Source organism: Rhodococcus opacus B4 (assembly GCF_000010805.1).
Classification (GTDB): Bacteria; Actinomycetota; Actinomycetes; order Mycobacteriales; family Mycobacteriaceae; genus Rhodococcus_F; species Rhodococcus_F opacus_C.
Map to the genome: position 1 here is coordinate 1,946,167 of NC_012522.1, position 22,771 is coordinate 1,968,937.

Annotated in this window: 17 protein-coding genes; 13 read left to right on the forward strand and 4 right to left on the reverse strand. The window is 67.5% G+C overall.

Features of this window, described 5'->3' with window-relative positions:
* The 4 genes from ROP_RS09140 to aceA all read right to left on the reverse strand — a co-directional run bounded on the left by ROP_RS09140 (window position 1) and on the right by aceA (window position 5,814).
* Entirely contained in the window at window positions 1-1,041 is a 1,041-nt protein-coding gene (locus tag ROP_RS09140; protein ID WP_012689043.1) for an NAD(P)-dependent alcohol dehydrogenase, read from the reverse strand.
* A gap of 83 nt (window positions 1,042-1,124) precedes the next feature.
* Window positions 1,125-3,419: a 5-methyltetrahydropteroyltriglutamate--homocysteine S-methyltransferase gene (gene metE, locus ROP_RS09145; protein ID WP_012689044.1), complete on the reverse strand. Its 2,295-nt coding sequence runs from the start codon at window positions 3,417-3,419 to the stop codon at window positions 1,125-1,127.
* Window positions 3,420-3,458: 39 nt separating this feature from the next.
* The gene (locus ROP_RS09150; protein ID WP_043824475.1) at window positions 3,459-4,355 is read right to left on the reverse strand and encodes a 3-hydroxybutyryl-CoA dehydrogenase; all 897 of its coding nucleotides are present in this window, start codon (window positions 4,353-4,355) and stop codon (window positions 3,459-3,461) included.
* Window positions 4,356-4,524: 169 nt separating this feature from the next.
* Window positions 4,525-5,814 carry an isocitrate lyase gene (gene aceA, locus ROP_RS09155; RefSeq protein WP_012689046.1) on the reverse strand — a complete coding sequence of 430 codons (1,290 nt, stop codon included), beginning with the start codon at window positions 5,812-5,814 and terminating at the stop codon, window positions 4,525-4,527.
* A 402-nt stretch (window positions 5,815-6,216) separates the two neighbouring features.
* Here aceA and ROP_RS09160 point away from each other — a divergent pair, with 402 nt between their 5' ends.
* The 13 genes from ROP_RS09160 to atzF all read left to right on the forward strand — a co-directional run bounded on the left by ROP_RS09160 (window position 6,217) and on the right by atzF (window position 22,765).
* Window positions 6,217-6,507, forward strand: a complete 291-nt coding sequence (locus tag ROP_RS09160; protein ID WP_012689047.1) for an FmdB family zinc ribbon protein — start codon at window positions 6,217-6,219, stop codon at window positions 6,505-6,507.
* Between the two features lie 21 nt (window positions 6,508-6,528).
* Window positions 6,529-7,788, forward strand: a complete 1,260-nt coding sequence (fmdA, locus tag ROP_RS09165; protein WP_012689048.1) for a formamidase — start codon at window positions 6,529-6,531, stop codon at window positions 7,786-7,788.
* Window positions 7,789-7,862: 74 nt separating this feature from the next.
* Window positions 7,863-9,275, forward strand: a complete 1,413-nt coding sequence (ramB, locus tag ROP_RS09170; protein ID WP_012689049.1) for an acetate metabolism transcriptional regulator RamB — start codon at window positions 7,863-7,865, stop codon at window positions 9,273-9,275.
* A 293-nt stretch (window positions 9,276-9,568) separates the two neighbouring features.
* Entirely contained in the window at window positions 9,569-10,822 is a 1,254-nt protein-coding gene (urtA, locus tag ROP_RS09175; protein ID WP_005563339.1) for an urea ABC transporter substrate-binding protein, read from the forward strand.
* A gap of 44 nt (window positions 10,823-10,866) precedes the next feature.
* Window positions 10,867-11,751 carry an urea ABC transporter permease subunit UrtB gene (gene urtB / locus ROP_RS09180; protein ID WP_012689050.1) on the forward strand — a complete coding sequence of 295 codons (885 nt, stop codon included), beginning with the start codon at window positions 10,867-10,869 and terminating at the stop codon, window positions 11,749-11,751.
* Window positions 11,748-12,866 carry an urea ABC transporter permease subunit UrtC gene (urtC, locus tag ROP_RS09185; protein WP_012689051.1) on the forward strand — a complete coding sequence of 373 codons (1,119 nt, stop codon included), beginning with the start codon at window positions 11,748-11,750 and terminating at the stop codon, window positions 12,864-12,866. Before urtB ends, urtC begins: the two co-directional genes overlap by 4 nt.
* The gene (gene urtD / locus ROP_RS09190; protein ID WP_012689052.1) at window positions 12,863-13,708 is read left to right on the forward strand and encodes an urea ABC transporter ATP-binding protein UrtD; all 846 of its coding nucleotides are present in this window, start codon (window positions 12,863-12,865) and stop codon (window positions 13,706-13,708) included. Before urtC ends, urtD begins: the two co-directional genes overlap by 4 nt.
* Entirely contained in the window at window positions 13,695-14,408 is a 714-nt protein-coding gene (urtE, locus tag ROP_RS09195; RefSeq protein ID WP_012689053.1) for an urea ABC transporter ATP-binding subunit UrtE, read from the forward strand. The genes urtD and urtE overlap by 14 nt, the downstream gene beginning before the upstream one ends.
* A complete protein-coding gene (locus ROP_RS09200; RefSeq protein ID WP_012689054.1) occupies window positions 14,408-15,106 on the forward strand; it encodes a GntR family transcriptional regulator in 699 nt (232 codons plus the stop codon). The genes urtE and ROP_RS09200 overlap by 1 nt, the downstream gene beginning before the upstream one ends.
* A 186-nt stretch (window positions 15,107-15,292) precedes the next feature.
* Window positions 15,293-15,826 carry a carboxymuconolactone decarboxylase family protein gene (locus ROP_RS09205; RefSeq protein ID WP_012689055.1) on the forward strand — a complete coding sequence of 178 codons (534 nt, stop codon included), beginning with the start codon at window positions 15,293-15,295 and terminating at the stop codon, window positions 15,824-15,826.
* Window positions 15,827-15,859: 33 nt separating this feature from the next.
* On the forward strand, window positions 15,860-17,299 hold the full coding sequence (locus ROP_RS09210) for a short-chain fatty acid transporter (protein WP_012689056.1): 1,440 nt from the start codon (window positions 15,860-15,862) through the stop codon (window positions 17,297-17,299).
* Window positions 17,300-17,369: 70 nt separating this feature from the next.
* Window positions 17,370-21,020 carry an urea carboxylase gene (gene uca / locus ROP_RS09215; RefSeq protein WP_012689057.1) on the forward strand — a complete coding sequence of 1,217 codons (3,651 nt, stop codon included), beginning with the start codon at window positions 17,370-17,372 and terminating at the stop codon, window positions 21,018-21,020.
* On the forward strand, window positions 21,020-22,765 hold the full coding sequence (gene atzF, locus ROP_RS09220; protein WP_012689058.1) for an allophanate hydrolase: 1,746 nt from the start codon (window positions 21,020-21,022) through the stop codon (window positions 22,763-22,765). Before uca ends, atzF begins: the two co-directional genes overlap by 1 nt.
* The last annotated feature ends 6 nt before the right edge of the window (window positions 22,766-22,771 follow it).

Here is a 22,771-nt window from a genome sequence, read left to right on the forward strand (position 1 = left end):
TCAGATCGTTGCCGTGTCGATCACGAATCGGTACCGCACGTCGCTGCCGACCACACGGTCGTAGGCGCCGTCGATCTGATCCGCCGAGATCACCTCGATCTCGGCCCCGATTCCGTGTTCGGCACAGAAGTCCAGCATCTCCTGCGTCTGAGCGATCCCGCCCACCATCGAACCGGCCAGGCTACGACGGTTCGCCGCGAGGCTGAACGCGCGCACCTCGATCGGCTTCTCCGGTAGTCCCAATTCGACGAGGGTGCCGTTGATCGCGAGCATCGACAGGTACGCGTCGATGTCGAGATTCACCGAGACCGTGTTGACGATCAGGTCGAAGTGTCCGCGCAACCGCGTGAACGTGTCCGGATCGGAGGTGGCGTAGTAGTGGTCGGCGCCGAATCTCAGGCCGTCGTCCTTCTTGCCGAGGGACTGGCTGAGCACGGTGACGTCGGCGCCCATCGCATGCGCGATCTTCACGCCGACGTGTCCGAGACCGCCCATCCCGATGACGGCGACCTTCTTGCCCGGTCCGGCGCCCCAGTGGGCGAGCGGTGAGTACAACGTGATGCCCGCGCAGAGCAGGGGCGCCGCGACGTCCAGCTCGAGGCCGTCCGGGATGGACAGGACGAATCGTTCCGTCACGACGATGTGCGTCGAGTAGCCGCCCTGCGTCCGCTCGCCGTCGCGTCCCTTGGCGTTGTAGGTCCCGGTCACTCGGTTGAAGCAGTACTGCTCCTCGTCGGTCCGGCAGGCGTCGCATTCGCCGCAGGAGTCGACGAAGCAGCCGACCCCGACGCGGTCGCCGACCCGGTGCTTCGTGACGTCGGAGCCGACCGCGCTCACCACGCCCGCGATCTCGTGCCCGGGTACGACCGGGTAGTGGGTGCTGCCCCATTCGTTGCGGGCGGTGTGAATGTCGGAGTGGCAGATCCCGGCGAACTTGATCTCGATCAGCACGTCGAGCGGTCCGAGTTCGCGGCGCTGCACGGTGGTCTTCTCGAAACGGCTGTCGGCGGACGTGACGGCGTATGCGGCTGCGGTAACCATGCGTACATGCCTACCTGTTGGCGCGACCGAACGCACGCTCGGGGCCACCGATGCCGCGGTGACCCCGGACACGCCAGAGGAATTCAGTCCTCGGATTCTTCCTTCTCGGACCGCCGGCGCAGACGCTTCGCGGCCGCCACCAGGTTGCGCAGCGAAGGCTCGAGCTGCCAGTAGTGGCGAGTCTTCAGTCCGCCGTCCGGGTTGGCCCACAACCGTTCGAGTGAGACCGACTCGCTCGCCTCGGTGAGCAGTTCGTCCAACTCGTCGATATCCGGAATCCGGGCCGACCGGCTCTCGTACACACCCGGACCGACCCCGTGGGTCAGCGCCCGCTCCTTGATGGCATCGAGCACCCACGTGATCGAACGCGTCGCCACGATCGCCGTCACGTCCGCATCGAGCCGTTCGATGGCGTCGACCACCGACGCCCGGCTCGTGTACGTGAGGTGCGTGTGGATCTGCGTCTCCGGCTTCGCCGCACCCGTCGCCAGACGGAACGCGTCGACCGCCCACTCGAGATACGCCTCGCGGCCGTTCTCGCGCAACGGCAGCAGTTCGCGGATGGCCGGCTCGTCGACCTGGATGATCGCGATGCCCGCCGCCTCCAGGTCGGCGATCTCGTCACGGATCACCAGCGCCAGCTGGTCGGCCGTCTCGTACAGCGGCTGATCCTGGCGGACGAACGACCGCGCGATCATCGTCACCGGACCCGTCAGCATGCCCTTGACCGGCTTGTCCGTCAGTGATTGCGCGTACGCGATCCACTCGACGGTCATCGGCTTCGGCCGCGACACGTCCCCGTAGAGGATCGGGGGACGCGTACACCGCGAACCGTAAGCCTGCACCCAGCCGTTGTGGGTGAAGGCATACCCCTCGAGAAGCTCGGCGAAGTACTGCACCATGTCGTTGCGCTCGTGCTCACCGTGCACCAGGACGTCGAGACCGATGTCCTCCTGCAACCGGATCGTGCTTTCGATCTCCGCCTGGATCCGCTTGTAGTACTCGTCCCACTCCAGGCGCCCCTGCCCCAGCTCGTACCGGGCCCGGCGGATCGCGTCCGTCTGCGGGAACGAACCCAGCGTCGTCGCCGGAACCAGCGGCAGGTTCAGTCGCTCCTGCTGCGCGACCCGTCGCTCCTCGTACGGGGCGCGGATGCGGTCGTCCGGCTTGATCGCGTTGACCCGTGCGCGCACCGCGTGCTTGAGCTTGAAGTGCACCGACGTGGGACGCTTGCGCCACCTGTCGGACGGGCCCTCGGTCAGCGCCTTGGCCAGCGAGACCACCTCGCCGACCTTCTGCTTCGCGAAGGCGAGCCGGTCCGCGACGTCACCCGGGATGTCGTACTCGGACAACACGTCGTACGGCACGTGCAGCAACGACGTCGACGTCGAGACCACGAGATCGGGGACGACGTCCTTCAGCGTGTTCAGGTACGTCAGCGTGTTGTACCGGTCGACGCGCCACACGTTCCGGCCGTCGACCACACCGGCGTAGATGCGCTTGCGCTTCATGCCCGGGATCGCCGCCAGTTCGTCGGCACTGAGCCGGTGACTGACGAGGTCGAGACCGAGAGCCTCGACCTTGGTGGAGGCGAGAATGGCGAGGGCTTCCCCGAGATGCCCGTACGGGCCGGTGACGAGGATGCGGGGACGCAACGGCGCGTGCGACAACTTCTCGTACACCCGGGCGAGCGCCGCCAGCTCTTCCGGCGTGCGGTCCTCGGTGAACGACGGCTCGTCCAGCTGGACACACGTGGCGCCGGCCTTCGCGAGCTGCTCGAACAGCAGCTCGTATTCCGGCAGCAGCTTGTCCAGCAGGTCGAGGGTCGAGAAGCCGTGCCGCTTCGACGTCGGACCGACCTTCGACAGCAGGAGCAGCGACACGGGCCCCAGCACGACGGGGCGCAGTTCGATCCCGCGTGCCTTCGCCCGCTCGAACTCGTCCAGCAGGGTCTCGGACCGCAGCGAGAACTCGGTGTTCTCGTCGAGTTCGGGCTGACGGTAGTGGTAGTTGGTGCCGAAGAACCGCACCAGCTCGAGCGGCGGGAAGTCCGGCCTGCCACGTGCCAGCGTGAAATAGAAGTCCAGCGGATCGAGCTGGTTCTCGAGCGGCGCGAACCGCTCGGGCACCGCACCGAACAGCAGCGCGTTGTCGAGCACGTGGTCGTAGTAGGAGAACGTGTTGCCCGGGACCTGGGTCAGACCGGTCGCGGCGAGCTCACTCCACGTCTCCTCCTGGAGATCCCGGGCGACGGCGACGAGGTCGGCTTTCGTGCCCGTGCCGTGCCAGTAGGCCTCGAGGGCTCGTTTGAGTTCACGGCGAGGTCCGATGCGGGGATACCCCAGGATGCTGGATCCGTATGCTGCGGTGCTGGACATGCGGTCGACCTTTCTGGGGTGTAGTCGCCTACCTACCTTCTAGCTGGCCTTCTTGCCGGCACGGGCGTTGTCGCCGTACTCGTAGAAGCCTGCGCCGGACTTCTTGCCGACCAACCCGGCCTCGACCATGCGAAGCAGCAGCGGCGGTGCCGAGTACAGGGGCTCCTTGAACTCCTCGTACATGGAGTCGGCGATGGACTTGACCGTGTCCAGGCCCACCAGGTCGGTCAGCGCGAGCGGACCCATCGGGTGCGCGAGGCCGAGAACCGTTGCCTTGTCGATGTCCTCCTTGGTGGCGAACCCGGACTCCACCATGCGGATCGCCGAAAGCAGATACGGCACCAGGAGGGCGTTGACGACGAATCCGGAACGGTCCGCCGACCGGACGACCTGCTTGCCCAGCACGTCGCTCGCGAACGCCTCGGCCCGCTCGGACACCGACTTGCTCGTCTTGAGCGTGGTCACCAACTCGACGAGGGGGAGCACCGGCACGGGGTTGAAGAAGTGCATCCCGATGACCCGCTCCGGGGACTTCGTGGCGATGCCCAGCTTCATGATCGGGATCGAGGACGTGTTGGACGCCAGCACGGCGTTCGGATCCGTCACGACCTCGTCGAGCTCGGTGAAGATCTCGCTCTTCACCTTCTCGTCCTCGACGACGGCCTCCACCACGAACTGCCGGTCCGCGAAATCACCGAGGTCGGAGGTGAACCGCAGCCGCCAGGCGGCCTGCTCACGTTCCCGCTCGGTGATCTTGCCGCTGCTCACTCCGCGATCGAGCGAACGCAGAATGCGCGAACGCCCCGCCGCCGCGAGCTCGCGGGTCTGCTCGAACACCAGAACGTCGACGTGCGCACGGGCGCACACCTCGGCGATTCCGGCACCCATGATCCCGGCGCCGATCACGCCGACGCGCTGAATCTTTTCGCTGGTCACGTCGTATCTCCTCAACCTTGACTGCGCTTCGGTGACAACCGATTCGGCGAGCACATGGGTAGCTCACCGGGTACTTCCAAAAGCCTCGGACTCCGGCACGGGCGGCCCGCAACGCGAATTGCGGGCCGCCCGACTGGTGCGTTGAAGTCCCGGAGAAGTGGCTCAGTTCCTAGTGGAACTGACCTTCTTCGGTGGAGCCCTTCAGCGCAGCGGTCGACGTGTTGGGGTCGACCGTGGTGGCGATGCTGTCGAAGTAGCCGGCGCCGACCTCACGCTGGTGCTTGATGGCGGTGAAGCCACGCTCCTCGGCGGCCTTGAACTCGCGCTCCTGCAGGTCGACGAAGGCGGTCATGCCCTCGCGGGCGTAGCCGTGAGCCAGGTCGAACATGCCGTAGTTGAGCGAGTGGAAGCCGGCCAGCGTGATGAACTGGAACTTGAAGCCCATCGCGCCGAGCTCCTTCTGGAACTTCGCGATGGTCGCGTCGTCCAGGTGCGCCTTCCAGTTGAAGGAGGGCGAGCAGTTGTAGGCGAGCAGCTGGTCGGGGAACTCGCTGCGCACGGACTCGGCGAACTTCTTCGCGACCTCGAGGTCCGGCACGCCGGTCTCCATCCAGATGAGGTCGGAGTACGGCGCGTACGCCTTGGCGCGGGCGATGCAGGGCTCGATGCCGTTCTTCACGCCGTAGAAGCCCTCGGCGGTGCGGGTGCCGTCGAGGAACTCGCGGTCGCGCTCGTCGACGTCGGACGTGATGAGGGTCGCGGCCTCGGCATCGGTGCGGGCGATGACCACGGTGGGAACGTCCGCGACGTCGGCCGCGAGGCGAGCCGAGGTCAGGGTGCGGATGTGCTGCTGCGTGGGGATGAGCACCTTGCCACCGAGGTGGCCGCACTTCTTCTCCGACGCGAGCTGGTCCTCCCAGTGCGAACCGGCGACACCGGCGGCGATCATGGCCTTCTGCAGTTCGTAGACGTTGAGCGCGCCACCGAAGCCGGCTTCACCGTCGGCGACGATCGGGGCGAGCCAGTTGTCGACGGAGGTGTCGCCCTCGACCTTGGCGATCTCGTCGGCGCGCAGCAGCGCGTTGTTGATGCGGCGCACGACCTGCGGGACCGAGTTGGCCGGGTAGAGGCTCTGGTCGGGGTAGGTGTGTCCGGACAGGTTCGCGTCACCGGCGACCTGCCAGCCGGACAGGTAGATGGCCTTGAGGCCCGCACGGACCTGCTGAACTGCCTGGTTACCGGTCAGCGCGCCCAGCGAGTTGATGTAGTCCTCGTTGTTCACGAGGTCCCAGAGGATCTCGGAACCACGGCGTGCGAGGGTCGCCTCTTCGACAACGGTGCCCTGGAGCTTGGTGACCTGCTCCGCCGTGTAGTTGCGGGTTACTCCCTTCCAGCGCGGGTTGGTGTCCCAATCCTGCTGGATTTCAGCTGCGGTCTTCGGGGTGCCGGTGGTCGACATCAAGACTCCACTCTCTTCGACTTCTGGTCCGGTACGGATGTACTGCTTCACACCCTTGCCAGGCCCTTCGTATGTACTCACCGAGAATGACATAAGCAAAAAGTGGCGTCTACCTGTTGCTACTGCCAATCTTGGCTAGCTTTTCACAGCGCTTTGCAAAGACTGTTAATAAAGTTCAGCGTCAGACCTGCCCGATCGGGGAGTAAAAATACTCGCCAGTAGCAAATATTCGCAGGTGGTGAACCACATGCACGCAACCCGTCGTACACAGATAGTTGCTCGCGCCGGACGTGCAGTTCACCGCCTGCGCGGTGACCTCGGACGCGCTCGATGTGACTGCAATCACCGATCGGGTCGGCTACCGTGACCTCGAATGGTCTCCTCCGGGCGAAGGGCACCACGATGCCGCTGTACGAATTCCGATGCGCCGCCGACTGCGGCCGGTTCGAGCGGTCGTTCCCCATGGCCGACGTGCCCCGATCGGTCTCCTGCCCCGGATGCGAAGGCGACGCCACCCGGCTCGTGTCCTCCCCGCGCCTCGGACACGGATCGTCGTCCGCGATGACGCTTCTCGACGCAACGAAGCGGTCGGCTCAGGAACCGGCCGTTGTCCCCGGACCGCCGCCGCGGGCCGCATCAGGGCGTTCACCCGTCACGAACAATCCGCTGCACCGCCGACTTCCTCGTCCCTGACCGGCCACCGAAGGAGCGCACATGCCCGAACTGCTGTTTCCGCTCGATTCCTCGAAGAAGTTCACCGACCAGGCGATCGTCGGCCACAACCGCTGGCACCCCGACATCCCGGCCGCGGTCACGGTGAAACCGGGCGACTCCTTCCGCGTGCACTGCCGCGAATGGTTCGACGGTGCCATCCACAACGACGACTCCGCCGACGACATCCTGAACGCACCACTCACCACCGTGCACACCTTGTCCGGACCGTTCGCCGTGGAGGGCGCGAAGCCCGGCGACCTGCTGATCGTCGACATCCTCGACGTCGGGCCCATCCCCCAGGAGGATTCCGGCCCGCTGGCCGGCCAGGGCTGGGGCTACACGGGCATCTTCTCCCGCCACAACGGCGGCGGATTCCTCACCGAGCAGTTCCCCGACGCCTACAAGGCCGTCTGGGACTTCTCCGGTCAGACCGCCACGTCGCGGCACGTCCCGCACGTCTCGTTCACCGGCATCGTGCACCCCGGACTGATGGGCACCGCACCGTCGGCCGCCCTGCTGTCGAAGTGGAACGCCCGGGAGGGCGCGCTCATCGCCACCGACCCGGGCCGGGTTCCCCCACTCGCCCTGCCGCCCGAACCGCAGGACGCCGTCCTCGGGTCCCTGTCAGACGCGGACTTCGACCGCGTCGCCGGCGAGGCCGCCCGCACCGCTCCCCCACGGGAGAACGGCGGCAACCAGGACATCAAGAACCTGACCAAGGGCAGCCGCGTCTTCTACCCGGTGTTCGTCGACGGCGCGAACCTGTCCGTCGGCGATCTGCACTTCTCCCAGGGCGATGGCGAGATCACGTTCTGCGGCGCCATCGAGATGGGCGGCTTCATCGACCTGCGCGTCGACCTCATCCCCGGCGGGATGGACACGTACGGCGTGTCCGAGAACGCGATCTTCATGCCCGGCAACACGGATCCGCAGTATTCGGAGTGGCTCGCGTTCTCCGGGACGTCCGTCACCCTGGACGGGGAACAGAAGTATCTCGACTCGCACCTGTCGTATCAGCGCGCGTGCCTCCACGCGATCGACTACCTCACCAAGTTCGGGTACAGCCCCGAGCAGGCGTATCTCCTACTCGGCGCCGCACCGATCGAGGGCAGACTCTCCGGAGTCGTGGACATCCCGAACTCCTGCTCGACCGTGTATCTGCCGACTGCGATGTTCGACTTCCCCGTCGCACCGTCCGCGTCGGGCCCGTTCCGGATCGACCCTGGCGTCGGCGCCCCGCGGTCGGAGAACAAGGCCTGATCTGCCCTACCCGAGCGAGTAAATCTTGCGAAGGTTCCGTTCGCACATCTGACCTGCGCCGGTACCATTGCCGTATGTCCAAGACCTTCGTCGGCACCCGGTTGCGTCAGCTCCGGACCGAGCGTGGCCTGAGCCAGGCGGCGCTGGCCAAGACACTGGAGATCTCGGCCAGCTACCTCAATCAGATCGAGCACGACGTCCGGCCGCTGACGGTGCCGGTGCTGCTGCGGATCAGCGAGGTCTTCGGCGTCGACACCACGTTCTTCTCCTCCCAGGACGACACGCGCCTGATCGCGGAGATGCGCGAGGTCGCGCTGGACCAGGAGATGGGCATCGACGCGGACGCCCAGGAGATCGCGGAGATGGTCGCGTCGCACCCGGGCCTGGCGAAGGCGATGGTCAACATGCACCGCCGCTTCCGCAACACCACGGCCCAGCTGGCTCTCGCGACGGAGGACCGTTACAGCGACGGCAGCGGCAGCGGCGCGATCACGATGCCGCACGAGGAGGTCCGCGACTACTTCTATCAGCGGCAGAATTATCTGCACGAACTCGACACGGCCGCGGAGGAGCTGACGGCGCGGATGCGGTTCCACCGCGGCGACGTCGGCGGTGAGATCGCCCGCCGGTTGCAGACCGTGCACGACGTGCAGATCGTCAAGCGCATCGACCTCGGCGAGAACGTCCTGCACCGGTACGACCCCGAGTCGCGGCTGCTGGAGATCTCGCCGCACCTGTCCGGTGGGCAGCAGGTGTTCAAGTTCGCGACCGAGCTGGCGTTCCTCGAATACGGCGACCTGCTGGACAAGCTGGTGGCGGAGGGCGGCTTCACGAGCGACGAGTCGGTCGCGCTCGCCCGGCTCGGGCTGGCCAACTACTTCGCTGCGGCCACGGTCCTCCCCTACGGCCAGTTCCACGACGTCGCCGAGGACTTCCGGTACGACATCGAACGGTTGTCGGCGTTCTACTCGGTGAGCTACGAGACGATCTGTCACCGCCTCTCGACGCTGCAGCGCCCGAAGCTGCGTGGTGTCCCGTTCATGTTCGTGCGCGTCGACCGGGCAGGCAACATGTCGAAGCGGCAGTCGGCCACCGGGTTCCATTTCTCCACCAGCGGCGGAACGTGCCCGCTGTGGAACGTGTACGAGACGTTCGCGTACCCCGGCAAGATCATGAACCAGATCGCGCAGATGCCGGACGGACGCCGGTACCTGTGGATCGCCCGCACCGTCGAGCGCCGCGCCCAGCGTTACGGTCAGCCCGCCAAGATCTTCGCGATCGGGCTCGGCTGCGAGATCCGGCACGCCCACCGCCTCGTCTACGGCGACGGTCTGGACCTCGACGATTCCAACCCGGGCACCCCCATCGGCGCCGGCTGCCGGGTGTGCGAGCGCGTCAACTGCCCGCAGCGCGCCTTCCCGCCGCTCGGCAAGCAACTCGACATCAGCGAGCACCAGAGTTCGGTCTCCCCGTACCTGATCCGCTGAAGTTCCGTCCCGCTGAGTTCCGTCCCACTGGGTCGCCCGATGTCACATCGGTCCAATCTGACTGAACCGGTGTGACATTCGCCGCGGCTGCGAGCGCAACCGGCGGCACCGGAGGCACTGTGAGCGGTTGTTCACGCAACCGTAATTCGCGTCACGAACACGTCACCGACAGACATTCGGACGCAACAACGGCCGCTTAATGTTCGCCCCACGAATACACCTCTGTATACGTGGGGCGGATACATGTCCCGGGTTGCGGAGGTCACCAAGTCCTCCGACGGAAAGGCCCGTACATGCGCACCTTCTCCAAGCGCGCCCTCGCTGCACCGACCGCGCTCGCCGCCATCGGGCTCGTGCTGACCGGTTGCGGCAGCAAGGCGTCCGACACGGCCGGCGAGTCCACGGCGGCGTCCTGTGTGGACACATCCGGGGACACGATCAAGGTCGGGTCGCTGAACTCGCTGTCCGGCACCATGGCCATCAGCGAGGTGACCGTCCGGGACTCGATCGCGCTCGCGGTCGACGAGATCAACAACTCGGGCGGCGTGCTCGGCAAGAAGATCCAGATCGTGGCCGAGGACGGCGCCTCGGAGCCCACCGTGTTCGCGGAGAAGGCCGAGAAGCTCATCAGCAGCGACTGCGTCGCGGCCGTGTTCGGCGGCTGGACGTCGTCGAGCCGCAAGGCGATGCTGCCGGTCTTCGAGGACAACAACTCGCTGCTCTACTACCCCGTGCAGTACGAGGGCCTCGAGGATTCGAAGAACATCTTCTACACCGGTGCCACCACCAACCAGCAGATCGTGCCCGCCCTCGACTATCTGAAGGAGAAGGGCGTCAAGTCGCTGTACCTGGTGGGCAGCGACTACGTGTTCCCGCAGACGGCCAACCGCATCATCAAGGCGTACGCGGAGGCCAACGGCATCGAGATCAAGGGCGAGGACTACACGCCGCTCGGCTCCACCGACTTCTCCACCATCGTCAACAAGGTGCGCTCCGCCGACGCGGATGCCGTGTTCAACACATTGAACGGCGATTCCAACGTCGCATTCTTCCGCGAGTACGCGAACGTCGGCCTGAAGCCCGCCGACATGCCCGTCGTGTCGGTGTCGATCGCCGAGGAGGAGGTCGGCGGCATCGGCGTCCAGAACATCGAGGGCCAGCTGACGGCCTGGAACTACTACCAGACCATCGACACGCCGGAGAACAAGAAGTTCGTCGACGCGTACAAGGCCCGGTACGGCGCGAACAAGCCGACGTCCGACCCGATGGAAGCCGCATACACGTCCGTGTACCTGTGGAAGAACACCGTCGAGAAGGCGAACTCCTTCGCCACCAAGGACATCCAGGACAACGCGGACGGTGTCACGTTCGCCGCGCCGGAGGGACTGGTCACCATCGACGGGTCCAACCACCACATCACCAAGACCGCGCGGATCGGCGAGATCCGGAACGACGGCCTGATCTACACGGTCTGGGATTCGGGCACCCCGATCCAGCCGGACCCCTACCTGAAGTCCTACCCGTGGGCCGAGTCGCTGGGTAGCTAGAACACGGTCCGACGAGCACGAGGGAAGAGAGAGGACATACATCCATGGATGTAGTGATCGGACAGCTGTTCACCGGGTTGAGTATCGGATCGATCCTGTTGCTGGCAGCGCTGGGGCTGTCGTTGACGTTCGGCCAGATGGGCGTCATCAACATGGCCCACGGCGAATTCATCATGGCCGGCTCGTACACGGCATACGTGGTGCAGCAGGTGGTGTCGAGCGCCACCGGTTCTCTGTTCATCTCTCTGCTCGTCGGCTTCGTGGTCGGTGGCGCGATGGGCGTCCTCCTCGAGGTGACGCTCGTGAAGCGGATGTACCACCGGCCGCTGGACACACTGCTGGTGACGTTCGGGGTGGGGTTGATCCTGCAGCAGCTGGCGCGGGACGTCTTCGGTGCGCCCGCCGTCAACGTCGCCGCACCGGGCTGGCTCTCCGGCGGGGTGGAGATCCTGGGCGCGGTGGTCCCGAAGACGCGGCTGTTCATCCTGGTGCTCGCCGTCGTGGCCGTCGTCGCACTGTCGCTGGCGATGCAGAAGTCGTCGATGGGACGCCGCATCCGCGCCGTCGTGCAGAACCGGGACCTCGCGGAGACGAGCGGGATCTCCAGTCGCCGAACCGATGTGACGACGTTCTTCATCGGGTCCGGGCTGGCGGGTGTCGCGGGGGTGGCGCTGACCCTGATCGGCTCGACGAGCCCGACCATCGGGCAGAGCTACCTCATCGACGCGTTCCTGGTGGTCGTGGTCGGCGGCCTGGGGCAGATGAAGGGCGCGGTGATCGCCGCGTTCGCGCTCGGCATCCTCAATTCGTTCGTCGAGTACTCGACCACGGCGTCGATCGCCAAGGTCATCGTGTTCGTGGTCATCGTGGTGTTCCTCCAGGTTCGGCCGCAGGGCCTGTTCGCCGTCAAGACGAGGAGTCTCGTATGAGCATCCTGACGAGTGGCCGCTACCGCGCGTGGGCGGGATTCGCACTGGCCGCGCTGCTTCTGTTCGTCGTCGCCCCCGCCGTCCTCAGCGACTTCCGGCTGAGTCTGCTCGGCAAGTTCCTGTGCTTCGCGATCGTCGCGGTCGGCATCGGTCTCGCCTGGGGCCGCGGCGGCATGCTGACCCTCGGCCAGGGTGTGTTCTTCGGGCTGGGCGCGTACATGATGGCGATGCATCTGAAGATCGCCGACGCCGACTTCCGCGGCGACACCGTGCCCGACTTCATGCAGATCGCGGGCATCCGGGAACTGCCGGGCTACTGGGTGCCGTTCACGTCGCCGATCCTGACGATTCTGGGCATCCTCCTGGTCCCGGCCCTGGTGGCGTTCGTCCTCGGTCTCGGCGTGTTCAAGCGCCGCGTCAAGGGCGCCTATTTCGCGATCCTCAGCCAGGCGCTCGCCGCCGCGTTCGCCATCCTGCTGGTGGGCCAGCAGAGCACCGGAGGAAGCAACGGCCTCAACCGGTTCCGCACGTTCTTCGGATTCAACCTGAACGATCCGGCGAACAAGCAGATGCTGTTCTTCATCGCCGCCGGGGTGCTGCTGGCCGTCGTCGCCGTCACCCGGCAACTGATGAACAGCCGTTACGGCGAACTGCTCGTCGCCGTCCGGGACCAGGAAGAACGCGTGCGATTCCTCGGGTACGACCCGGCGAACATCAAACTCGTCGCCTACGTGACGGCAGCGTTCTTCGCCGGACTCGCGGGCGCGCTGTTCGTGCCGATCGTCGGCATCATCTCCCCCGCCGACGTCGGCATCGTCCCGTCGATCGCGTTCCTGATCGGGGTGGCCATCGGCGGACGCTCCACGCTCCTCGGCCCCGTCCTCGGCGCGATCGGCGTGGCGTGGGCGCAGAGCGCCTTCTCGGAGTCGTTCCCCTCCGGCTGGACCTACGCGCAGGGCCTGCTGTTCATCGTGGTCGTCGGATTCTTCCCGGCCGGCGTCGCGGGACTGTTCGCGCTGCTGAAGCGGAAGAAGAAGGCCGCCTCCGACGAACCTGCCCCGCCCGGACCGGAGGACCAGACCGAGGCGACGGAACGAATGGAGATGGCAAGATGACGATTCCCACCGCGGCCAAGGAGCCCGTGCTCGGCGGCAACGCCGGGATGTCCAGCGAGTACCTCGAGGTCCGGGACCTGAAGGTCAGCTTCGACGGCTTCAAGGCGGTCGACGGCGTCGACCTCACCCTGATGCAGGGCGATCTGCGGTTCCTCATCGGCCCCAACGGCGCGGGCAAGACCACGCTGGTCGACGCCATCACCGGGCTCGTCTCGGCGACGGGCTCGGTCACCAAGTCCGGTGTCGAGTTGATCGGCAAGAAGGTGCACCGCATCGCCCGCCTCGGCGTGGGCCGCACATTCCAGACGGCGAGCGTGTTCGAAGAGCTGACGGTTCTCCAGAACCTCGACATCGCGGCGGGTGCGGGCCGCTCCGCGCTCACGCTGCTGCGCCGCCGTAAGACGGTGCTCCCCGCGATCGAGGAGGCGCTCGACGTCACGGGTCTCGGCAAACTCCGCGACACGCCGGCGGGCATCCTCGCGCACGGGCAGAAGCAGTGGCTCGAGATCGGCATGCTGCTGGTGCAGAACTGTTCCGTCCTGCTGCTCGACGAGCCGGTGGCCGGCATGAGCCACGAGGAACGCGAGGAGACGGGAAACCTGCTGCGCCGCATCGGCGGTGAACGGACCGTCGTGGTGGTCGAGCACGACATGGACTTCATGCGCGCATTCGCGACGTCGGTGACGGTGCTGCACGCCGGGAAGGTGCTGAGCGAGGGAACGGTCGAGCAGGTGCAGGCCGACCCCCGTGTGCAGGAGGTGTACCTCGGAACCGCCGCCGCAGGCGCCGCCCCCGAGTTTCAGCCCGACGTTTCGAAGGAGGACAGCGATGCTCGAGCTTGACGACGTCCGGGCCGGGTACGGCCGAACCGAGGTGATCCACGGAGTGTCGCTGACGGTCCCGACGGACGGGGTGGCCGCGGTGATGGGACACAACGGTGCAGGCAAGACCACACTGCTCCGGGCCGCGGTCGGACTGATCAAGGTCAACTCCGGGCGCGTGCTGTTCGACGGCGAGGACGTCACGGCGCTGCGGCCCAGCGCCCGGGTGGCGCGCGGCCTCGCGTACGTGCCGCAGGGCCAGCAGTCGTTCGGTCAGCTGACGACCGCGGAGAACCTGCAGGTGGTGGCGGACGGCCGCAAGCGCGGCAAGGAACTCGTCGGCGAGGCGCTGGATCTGTTCCCGGCGCTGCGCGGCCTGCTCGACCGGCGCGCCGGTCTGCTCTCCGGGGGCCAGCGCCAGCAACTCGCCATCGCGCGGGCGCTGATCACGGAACCGAAGATGCTGATTCTCGACGAGCCGACGGAGGGAATCCAGCCGTCCGTCGTGGCGGAGATCGAACGCACGATCATGGAACTCACCCGTCGCGGTGGACTCGGAGTTCTGTTGGTGGAACAGCACATCGGGTTCGCGCTCGAATCCGCGGAACGCTACTACGTCCTCGAATCCGGGCGGGTCACGTCGTCCGGAGACGGCGGCGCCGCACCCGATTCCGACGTCCGGACCGCGGTCTCCGACGTCCGCGCGGCGATGGCGATCTGATGGCACGCCGAGAACCGGCCGGGTCCCTCAGCGACCAGGTGTACCTGTCGCTGCGCACCGACCTGATGAGCGGACGGATCCCGCCGGGACAGCGACTCGGCGAGGAGCGTCTCGCCGACACCTACGGGGTGTCCCGGACACCGGTACGGGAGGCCCTGGCGCGGCTCCTCGCCGACGGACTCGTGCAGCGCGACGTGGGCGGGTTGTTTCCGTACCGCCCTCGCATCGACGAACTGGCCGGACTGTACGAACTGCGCATCACCCTCGAGCTCCAGGGGATCGCGCGGGTCCGCGCCGACGAGTCGCTCTCGCACGACCCGGACGTTCTGGGACCGGAACTCGAGCGGTGGTACGCGCTGCGGAAGGAGAACCCCGAACCGGACGCCGGGTTCGTCGCTCTCGACGAACAGTTCCACACGGTGCTGCTGCGGTCGGCCGGGAACCGGGCACTGTCCGATGCGCTCGTCAACGTGAACGCGAAGGTGCGGCCGGTCCGGATGTTCGACTACCTGACCCCTGATCGCATGAGCGCGACCATCGACGAGCACATCGCGGTGGCCGAGTTCGCACTGGACGGCAAACTCGACACCGCGTACGACACGCTGCTCGCGCACATCAGCGAGTCGCGGGAAGTGGTGATCGAGCGCGCGGAACAGGCACTGTCCCTCGCACGTATGGCCTGGGCGATCCGCGACTGAGACAGAGGTCCAACTCGGTTTCCGCGCCGTCCCGGGTACCCGGGACGGATTCTGTGCGTATGCTCGCACTTCGGGCCCTCCCACTTCGGGGCCTCGTATCTCGTACGACCGAAGTGACGCATTCGACCGAACCACGCACGCACGCAACCGTTCCTGCGAGGGGCGGGGAGAAGGAGAGGGGGCGGAGTGACCGCACGCATTCCACCGGGGCGTCTGAAGGAACTCGGCCCCGTCAACTGGGCGCTGTGGCGCATCATCTCCCGCGTCGCCGGCGTCCCGGACGCGCATCTGTTCAGCACGGTGGGCCGGACGGGGGGCCTCTTCCGTGCGTGGCTGCACTACTCCGGCAAGCTGATGCCGGGCGGCAAGATCTCCCGGCACGAGACCGAACTGATCATCCTCCGGGTGGCGCACCTGCGGAAGTGCGGCTACGAGATGGACCACCACGTGCGCCTCGGACGCCGGGCCGGGGTCACCCCGGCCCTGCTCGAACAGGTGCTGGAAGGTCCCGACGCGGAAGGCTGGGACGCGCGCCGCCGCGCCATCCTCACCGCCGTCGACCAACTCGTCACCACCGACAATCTGGACGACGCCACGTGGTCGGCGCTCGGAGCGTACTTCGACGATCGCCGGCTGATCGAGTTCTGTTTCCTGGTGACGCAGTACGACGCCCTCGCCACCACCATCGGAACGCTGAGGATCGAACGCGACTACTCGTAGGCTCCGCAGCGCGCACAGAAGAGGAACGGCCGCATGACCTCCGCCACCGAAGACGTCCGTTCCGAGAAGGGTCTGGCGCGGGTCGCGCAGTCACTGGCCGGGTGGACGGAGAAGTGGTTTCCGGACGCCTACGTCTTCGCCCTCGTCGGCGTCTTCGTCGTCGCGGTGGCCGCGCTGGCCAACGGTTCGTCTCCGCAGGAAGTGGTGGACGCGTTCGGCGACGGGTTCTGGGATCTGACCGCGTTCACCCTGCAGATGGCGATGGTGGTGCTGACCGGGTACGTCGTCGCGACGTCCCCGCCGGTGGCCCGGCTGATCGACCGTCTGGCAAAGGTGCCCGGGACTGCACGCAGCGCAGTCAGTTTCGTCGCCTTCCTCTCCATGTCGGTCTCGTTCCTGAACTGGGGGCTCAGCCTGGTGTTCGGCGGGCTGCTGGCCCGGGCGATCGCACGCCGAACCGACCTGCGGGTGGACTACCGCGCCCTGGGCGCCGCCGCGTTCATGGGCCTCGGCGCGGTGTGGGCGCTCGGCATGTCGTCCTCCGCCGCCCAGCTCCAGGCCACCGCCGCCTCCCTGCCGCCGGCGCTGCTGCAGATCACCGGCGTCCTCGACTTCGGAACCACGATCTTCACCTGGCAGTCGCTGCTGATGTGCGCCATCATCATCGCCCTGACCGTGGTGATCGCCCACTTCTCGGCGCCGAGGGGCGCCGCCGTCACCACCGCCCAGGACCTCGAGGTCGACCTCGACGACCGTCCGAAGGAGGTCCCGCCTCGATCGCGTCCGGGCGAATGGCTCGAGTACAGCCGGATCCTGCCGGTGCTCGCCGGCCTGATGACGTTGGGATGGCTCGTCTCCCAGTTGGCGACCAAACCCCTGCTCACGGTTGTCAGCAGCCTGAACGGCTACCTGCTGGTCTTTCTCATGCTGGGGCTGGTGCTGCACGGGACGCCGCGCAAATTCCTGCAAGCCGTCGCCCTGGCCGTCCCGGCCACGGCAGGCATTCTGGTCCAGTTTCCGCTGTACGCCGCGATGGCCGCGATCCTCACCAAGGCCGAGGGTCGAAACGGCGTCACCATCTCGGAGCATCTCGCCGACTTCTTCACGAACATCGGCAGCGGCGGAGCGTTCACCGTCGTCATCGCCCTCTACACCGTCGTGCTGGGCCTGTTCGTGCCGTCGGGTGGCGGAAAGTGGCTGGTCGAGGCCCCGTACGTCATGCAGTCGGCCACCGACGTCCAGATGAACCTGGGCTGGACGGTCCAGGTGTACAACGTCGCCGAAGCGCTGCCGAACCTGATCAACCCGTTCTTCATGCTGCCCCTGCTCGCGGTACTGGGGCTCAGGGCGCGCGATCTGGTGGGATTCACGTTCCTGCAGTTCATGTTCCACCTACCGGTGGTCCTGCTGCTGGTGTGGCTGCTCGGCGCGACCTTCGACTTCGTTCCCCCGGTGCAGCCCTCGACACCGTGAGAGGTGTTACTAACCCACGCTTTACTTCGAGAAATCTCGGTGAAACACCTCGTCCTTAGCGTATACAACCATGTCCACAGGGATGAATACGCCGCCGATCGAGTACTCCTTCGACACCCTGCTCGTCGCGAACCGAGGCGAAATCGCCTGCCGCATCATGCGAACCGCGCATCTTCTCGGACTGAAGACGGTCGCGGTGTACTCCGACGCCGATTCCGCGGCCGCACACGTCGAGATGGCCGACGTCGCCGTCCGGCTGGGCCCGGCTCCCGCCCACGAGTCGTATCTGCGGGCCGACGCCGTCGTGGAGGCCGCACTGGCCACGGGAGCCGGCGCGATACATCCCGGATACGGGTTCCTGTCGGAGAACGACGCGTTCGCCGCGGCGGCGGAATCCGCGGGCATCGCGTTCGTCGGCCCCACCCCCGAACAGTTGCGCACCTTCGGGAACAAGCACACCGCGCGCGAGGCCGCCCGCGCCGTCGGCGTCCCGCTCGTCGCGGGCAGCGGGCTCCTCGACTCCGTGGACGCGGCGCTGTCCGCGGCCTCCGATATCGGGTATCCGGTGATGATCAAGGCGGTCGGCGGCGGTGGCGGAATCGGGATGCAGGCCTGCTTCGACGCCGCGGAACTCCACGAAGCCTACGACCGCGTCCAGCGCCTCGCCGAGGCCAACTTCTCCTCGTCGGGGGTGTTCCTGGAACGCTTCGTGGCCCGCGCCCGTCACATCGAGGTGCAGGTCTTCGGCGACGGCCGGGGTCGCACCCTCAGCCTCGGCACCCGCGACTGCTCGCTGCAGCGCCGCAACCAGAAAGTGGTCGAGGAGGCGCCGGCGCCCGGACTGTCGGACGAACTCGTCGAACAACTCCTCGCCTCGTCCCGCGGTCTCGCGTCCTCGGTGAACTATCGGTCGGCCGGAACCGTCGAGTTCGTCTACGACGTGGACCGCGGTGAGGCGTCGTTCCTCGAGATGAACACCCGGCTGCAGGTCGAGCACCCGGTGACCGAGGAGGTCACCGGGGTGGATCTCGTCGAGTGGATGCTGAGACTCGCCCGCGGCGACGGTGCCATGCTGGACGGGCTGCCCGACTCCGGACCCGCGATCAGCGGAACCGCCGTCGAGGCCCGCATCTACGCCGAGGACCCCGGCCACGACTACCGCCCCAGCGCCGGACGCCTGACGGGGGTGGAGTTCCCGGCCCACACGCGGGTGGAGACGTGGGTCGACACGGGCACCGAGGTGAGCGCCTTCTACGACCCGATGCTCGCGAAGGTGATCACCCGCGGCCACCGGCGCACGGCGGCGTTCGCGGCCCTCGCGGAGGCGCTCGCCGACACCCACATCTACGGGATCCAGACCAACCTTCCCCAGCTCCGGCGGATCTGCGTCGCCGACACCGTCCTGGAAGCCGAGCACACCACGCAGTCGCTGGCCGATCTGCGGGCCACCGGCCGCCGCGTGGACGTCCTCCGCGCGGGAACTATGACCACCGTGCAGGACCACCCCGGCCGAATCGGGCTGTGGGAGGTCGGCATTCCCCCGTCCGGGCCGATGGACGATCTGTCGTTCCAGCTGGTCAACACGGCGGTCGGCAATCCGGCCGGCGCACCCGGGCTCGAATGCACCCTGCAGGGGCCGCGACTGCTGTTCTCGGACGCCACCGTGATCTGCGTGGGCGGCGCCGACGCCCCGGTCACCCTCGACGGCGAGCCGATCCCCCTCTGGGAACCCGTGGAGGCGCAGGCCGGGTCCGTCCTCGACGTCGGCACTCCCGCCGACACGGGCCTGCGTACGTACGTCGCGTTCCGGGGCGGGATCGACGCCCCGCTGTATCACGGCAGCGCATCCACGTTCACGCTCGGCGGGTTCGGCGGCATCACGGGCAAGGCCGTCGCCACGGGCGATGTGCTGGGCCTGTTCGACGACTCGCTGTTCGAGAACACCACGGGTCTCGGCGCGCCGCACCCCGTCCCGGACGACTCGCGCCCGGAGTTCACGCACGTGTGGCATCTCGCCGTCACCGAGGGGCCGCAGCCGGCGCCCGCCTACTTCACCGATTCCGACATGGCGCAGTTCTACGACACCACCTGGAAGGTCCAGACTCACGCGAACCGGACCGGACTCCGACTCGACGGCCCCAAGCCGGTGTGGTCGAGGACCGACGGCGGCGACGCCGGACTGCACCCGTCGAATCTGCACGACAACCCGTACAGCGTCGGAGCCCTCAACGTCTCCGGCGACACCCCGATCCTGCTCGGCCCCGACGGCCCGAGCCTCGGCGGTTTCGCGTGCCCGCTCACCGTGGCCAGGGCCCACCGGTGGAAGCTCGGGCAGATCCGCCCCGGCGACAGCGTGCGGTTTCTCGCGGTCTCCGACGACGGTGCGCACTCGCTGCGGGCATCGGATTCGTCTCGCAGACAGGATGTTCCGCCCGCGGCAATCCGGTCGGCGGTGTCCGACGGCGGGGTCCTCCACCGGATCGCGCCCGTGCTCGACCGACCGGAGGTCGTGTATCTGCGCGCCGGCGACGACAACATCCTCGTCGAGTACGGTGACCGGGAACTGGACCTCGGACTCCGCATGCGCGTCCATGCGTTGTCGGAGGCGCTGGTCCGGCGGCGCGTCCCGGGCGTCATCGACATCACGCCGGGTGTCCGATCGCTGCACCTGCACTTCGACGCGGACCGCCTCCCCGCCGGAAGGCTGCTGGACATCCTGCAAGACATCGAGGAACTGCTGCCGGCGACGCACGACCTGGTGGTCCCGAGTCGCACGGTCCGGTTGCCGTTGTCGTTCGACGACCCGTCCATCTCCGAGGCCATCGACCGCTACCGCAGCGGTGTCCGTGACGAGGCGCCGTGGCTGCCGTCGAATACCGAATTCATCCGGCGGATCAACGGATTGGACAGCGTCGACGACGTCCGCGACGCCGTGTTCGACGCCGAGTACCTGGTGCTCGGGCTCGGCGACGTCTACCTCGGCGCACCCCTGGCCGTGCCCCTCGACCCGCGGCACCGACTGGTCACCACCAAGTACAACCCGGCCCGCACGTGGACCCCGTCCGACGCCGTGGGAATCGGCGGCAAGTACCTGTGCGTCTACGGGATGGAGTCGCCGGGCGGCTACCAGTTGATCGGCCGCACCGTCCCGATCTGGTCGGGCTACCGGCAGCACCGCCCGTTCGATGAGGGCAAACCGTGGATGTTCCGGTTCTTCGACCGCATCGTGTGGGAACCCGTCACCCCGGAGCAGTTGCTCGAGTACCGTGCGCAGGCCGCGGCCGGGCGGTTCGACGCGGAGATCTCCGACGGGACGTTCGCGTTCGCCGACCACCTGAAGTTCCTGCAGGACAACGCCGAATCCATCGCCGAGTTCGACACCCGGCAGTCCGCGGCGTTCGAGGCCGAGAAGTCGGCGTGGCATGCGTCGGGCGAATTCGACCGTGTCGAACGGGCGCCCACTCCCGAGCCGTCCGCACGGGGCGAACTTCCGCCCGGTGCCGTCGTCGTCGAGGCGCCGATGGTCGGAAGTGTGTGGCGCGTCGAGGTCGGGGCCGGGCAACGCGTCGAAGCGGGCCAGAACGCGGTGGTGCTCGAGGCCATGAAACTCGAGATGCCGGTCGCGTTCACAGCATCGGGCACCGTGCTCGAAATCCTCGTGTCACCGGGCGCAATCGTCGAACCGGGCACCCCTCTCGTCGTGATTGGAGCAGAAAACTGATGACTGTCGATGCCGTGAACCCCGCACAAACCGCCCTGTCCCCCACCGCCCGCGTCGAGCAGGCCTACCGGCGGATCGCCGAGGTGGACCGCCCGGAGGTGTGGATCACCCTCCGGCCCGCCGAGGACGTCCACTCCGATGCCGCCGCCGTGCAGGCCCGCCTCGACGCCGGCGAGCACCTGCCCCTGGCCGGGAAGGTCGTGGCGGTCAAGGACAACATCGACGTCGCCGGGCTCCCGACGTCGGCCGCGTGCCCCGAATTCGCCTACCTCCCCGACGTCACCGCGAGTTCCGTCCGCCGCCTGGTCCAACAGGGCGCCGTCGTACTCGGGAAGACGAACCTCGACCAGTTCGCGACCGGACTGGTCGGGACACGCAGTCCGTACGGTGCGGTCCGGTGCTCGTGGGACCCCGAACGTGTGTCGGGCGGATCCAGTTCGGGTTCCGCCGTCGCCGTCGCTCTCGGCATCGTAGACATCGGAATCGGCACCGACACAGCGGGATCCGGACGGGTCCCGGCGGCGTTCAACGGTCTCGTCGGGATCAAGGCGACACTCGGCGCCATCCCCGCCGACGGCGTCGTCCCCGCGTGCGTCGACTACGACTGCGTCACCGTGTTCGCCACCGAACTCGACACCGCGGTGACCGCCGCACGCATCATGTCCGGTCCCGCGACCGCGGACCCGCGCAGCCGCGCGTGGCCGTCCGACGTCCGGCTCGCCGCGCCCGCGCAGCCGCGCGTCGCGATTCCCGCGGACGCGAACCTCGCCGTGCTGACACCGGAGTACCGCGCGGCGTTCGCCGACACGCTGACGTCGATGACGGACCGCGGGTTCTCCGTCGAACCGGTCGACATCTCCCCGCTACTGGACGCCGCCCGGCTGCTGTACGACGGCGCCGTCGTCGCCGAGCGGTACACCGCCGTCGGGCGATTCCTGGGTACGGAGCCGGCCGGCGCCGATCCGGTGGTCACGGCCATCGTCGAATCGGCGCGGAAGCCGGCGGGCCACGAGTTCGCCGCCGACCTCGACACGCTCACCCGCGTCAAGGCGCAGGCACGGGACCTCCTGGCCGGTTTCGACGGACTCCTGCTGCCCACCACCACCGAACACCCGACAATCGCTGCCGTGCAAGACGATCCGATCGGCATCAACCGACGGATGGGCACGTACACGAACTTCTGCAACCTGCTCGACATGGCCGCGGTCGCGGTGCCGGGCGCACCGACCGCCGCCGGCGAACCGTTCGGTGTCATGTTCGTGGTCCCGGCGTTCGCCGATCAGGTGGCCGTCGACCTGGCGGCCCGTCTCGTCGGCGCGCCCGCGCCCGCCCTCGTCGAGGAGGGGGTGGAACTGGCGGTGTTCGGCGCGCACCTGCGCGGGCAGCCCCTGCACTTCCAGCTCGAGGACATCGGCGCACGTTTCGTCGGCACCGTCACCACGACGGACGCGTACCGGCTCACCGCGCTCGCCACCACCCCACCCAAGCCCGGCCTCGTGCGCCGCGGCCCAGGCCTGGGATCCGAGATCGTCGGCGAACTGTTCCGGGTGTCGCCCGCCGGCCTGGGCAGCTTCCTGGCGGCACTGCCCGCCCCGATGGCCCTGACGAGCGTCGAATTGTCCGACGGCCGCGCCGTGGTCGGCTTCAGCTGCACCCACGACGCGGTCGACGGGGCGACGGACATCACCGAGTTCGGGAGCTGGGTGGCTTACACCCGTGAGTACTTGTCAACGTCGGGCGGTTAATAAGTA

Bases quoted from the DNA above. Each gene is read 5' to 3' on its own strand.
- urtA (WP_005563339.1), top strand. From the start codon at position 9,569: ATGCGCACCTTCTCCAAGCGCGCCCTCGCTGCACCGACCGCGCTCGCC.
- urtB (WP_012689050.1), top strand. From the start codon at position 10,867: ATGGATGTAGTGATCGGACAGCTGTTCACCGGGTTGAGTATCGGATCG.
- ROP_RS09210 (WP_012689056.1), top strand. From the start codon at position 15,860: ATGACCTCCGCCACCGAAGACGTCCGTTCCGAGAAGGGTCTGGCGCGG.
- uca (WP_012689057.1), top strand. From the start codon at position 17,370: ATGTCCACAGGGATGAATACGCCGCCGATCGAGTACTCCTTCGACACC.
- ROP_RS09140 (WP_012689043.1), bottom strand. From the start codon at position 1,041: ATGGTTACCGCAGCCGCATACGCCGTCACGTCCGCCGACAGCCGTTTC.
- urtD (WP_012689052.1), top strand. From the start codon at position 12,863: ATGACGATTCCCACCGCGGCCAAGGAGCCCGTGCTCGGCGGCAACGCC.
- ramB (WP_012689049.1), top strand. From the start codon at position 7,863: ATGTCCAAGACCTTCGTCGGCACCCGGTTGCGTCAGCTCCGGACCGAG.
- atzF (WP_012689058.1), top strand. From the start codon at position 21,020: ATGACTGTCGATGCCGTGAACCCCGCACAAACCGCCCTGTCCCCCACC.
- urtC (WP_012689051.1), top strand. From the start codon at position 11,748: ATGAGCATCCTGACGAGTGGCCGCTACCGCGCGTGGGCGGGATTCGCA.
- fmdA (WP_012689048.1), top strand. From the start codon at position 6,529: ATGCCCGAACTGCTGTTTCCGCTCGATTCCTCGAAGAAGTTCACCGAC.
- metE (WP_012689044.1), bottom strand. From the start codon at position 3,419: ATGTCCAGCACCGCAGCATACGGATCCAGCATCCTGGGGTATCCCCGC.
- ROP_RS09200 (WP_012689054.1), top strand. From the start codon at position 14,408: ATGGCACGCCGAGAACCGGCCGGGTCCCTCAGCGACCAGGTGTACCTG.
- urtE (WP_012689053.1), top strand. From the start codon at position 13,695: ATGCTCGAGCTTGACGACGTCCGGGCCGGGTACGGCCGAACCGAGGTG.
- ROP_RS09160 (WP_012689047.1), top strand. From the start codon at position 6,217: ATGCCGCTGTACGAATTCCGATGCGCCGCCGACTGCGGCCGGTTCGAG.
- aceA (WP_012689046.1), bottom strand. From the start codon at position 5,814: ATGTCGACCACCGGCACCCCGAAGACCGCAGCTGAAATCCAGCAGGAT.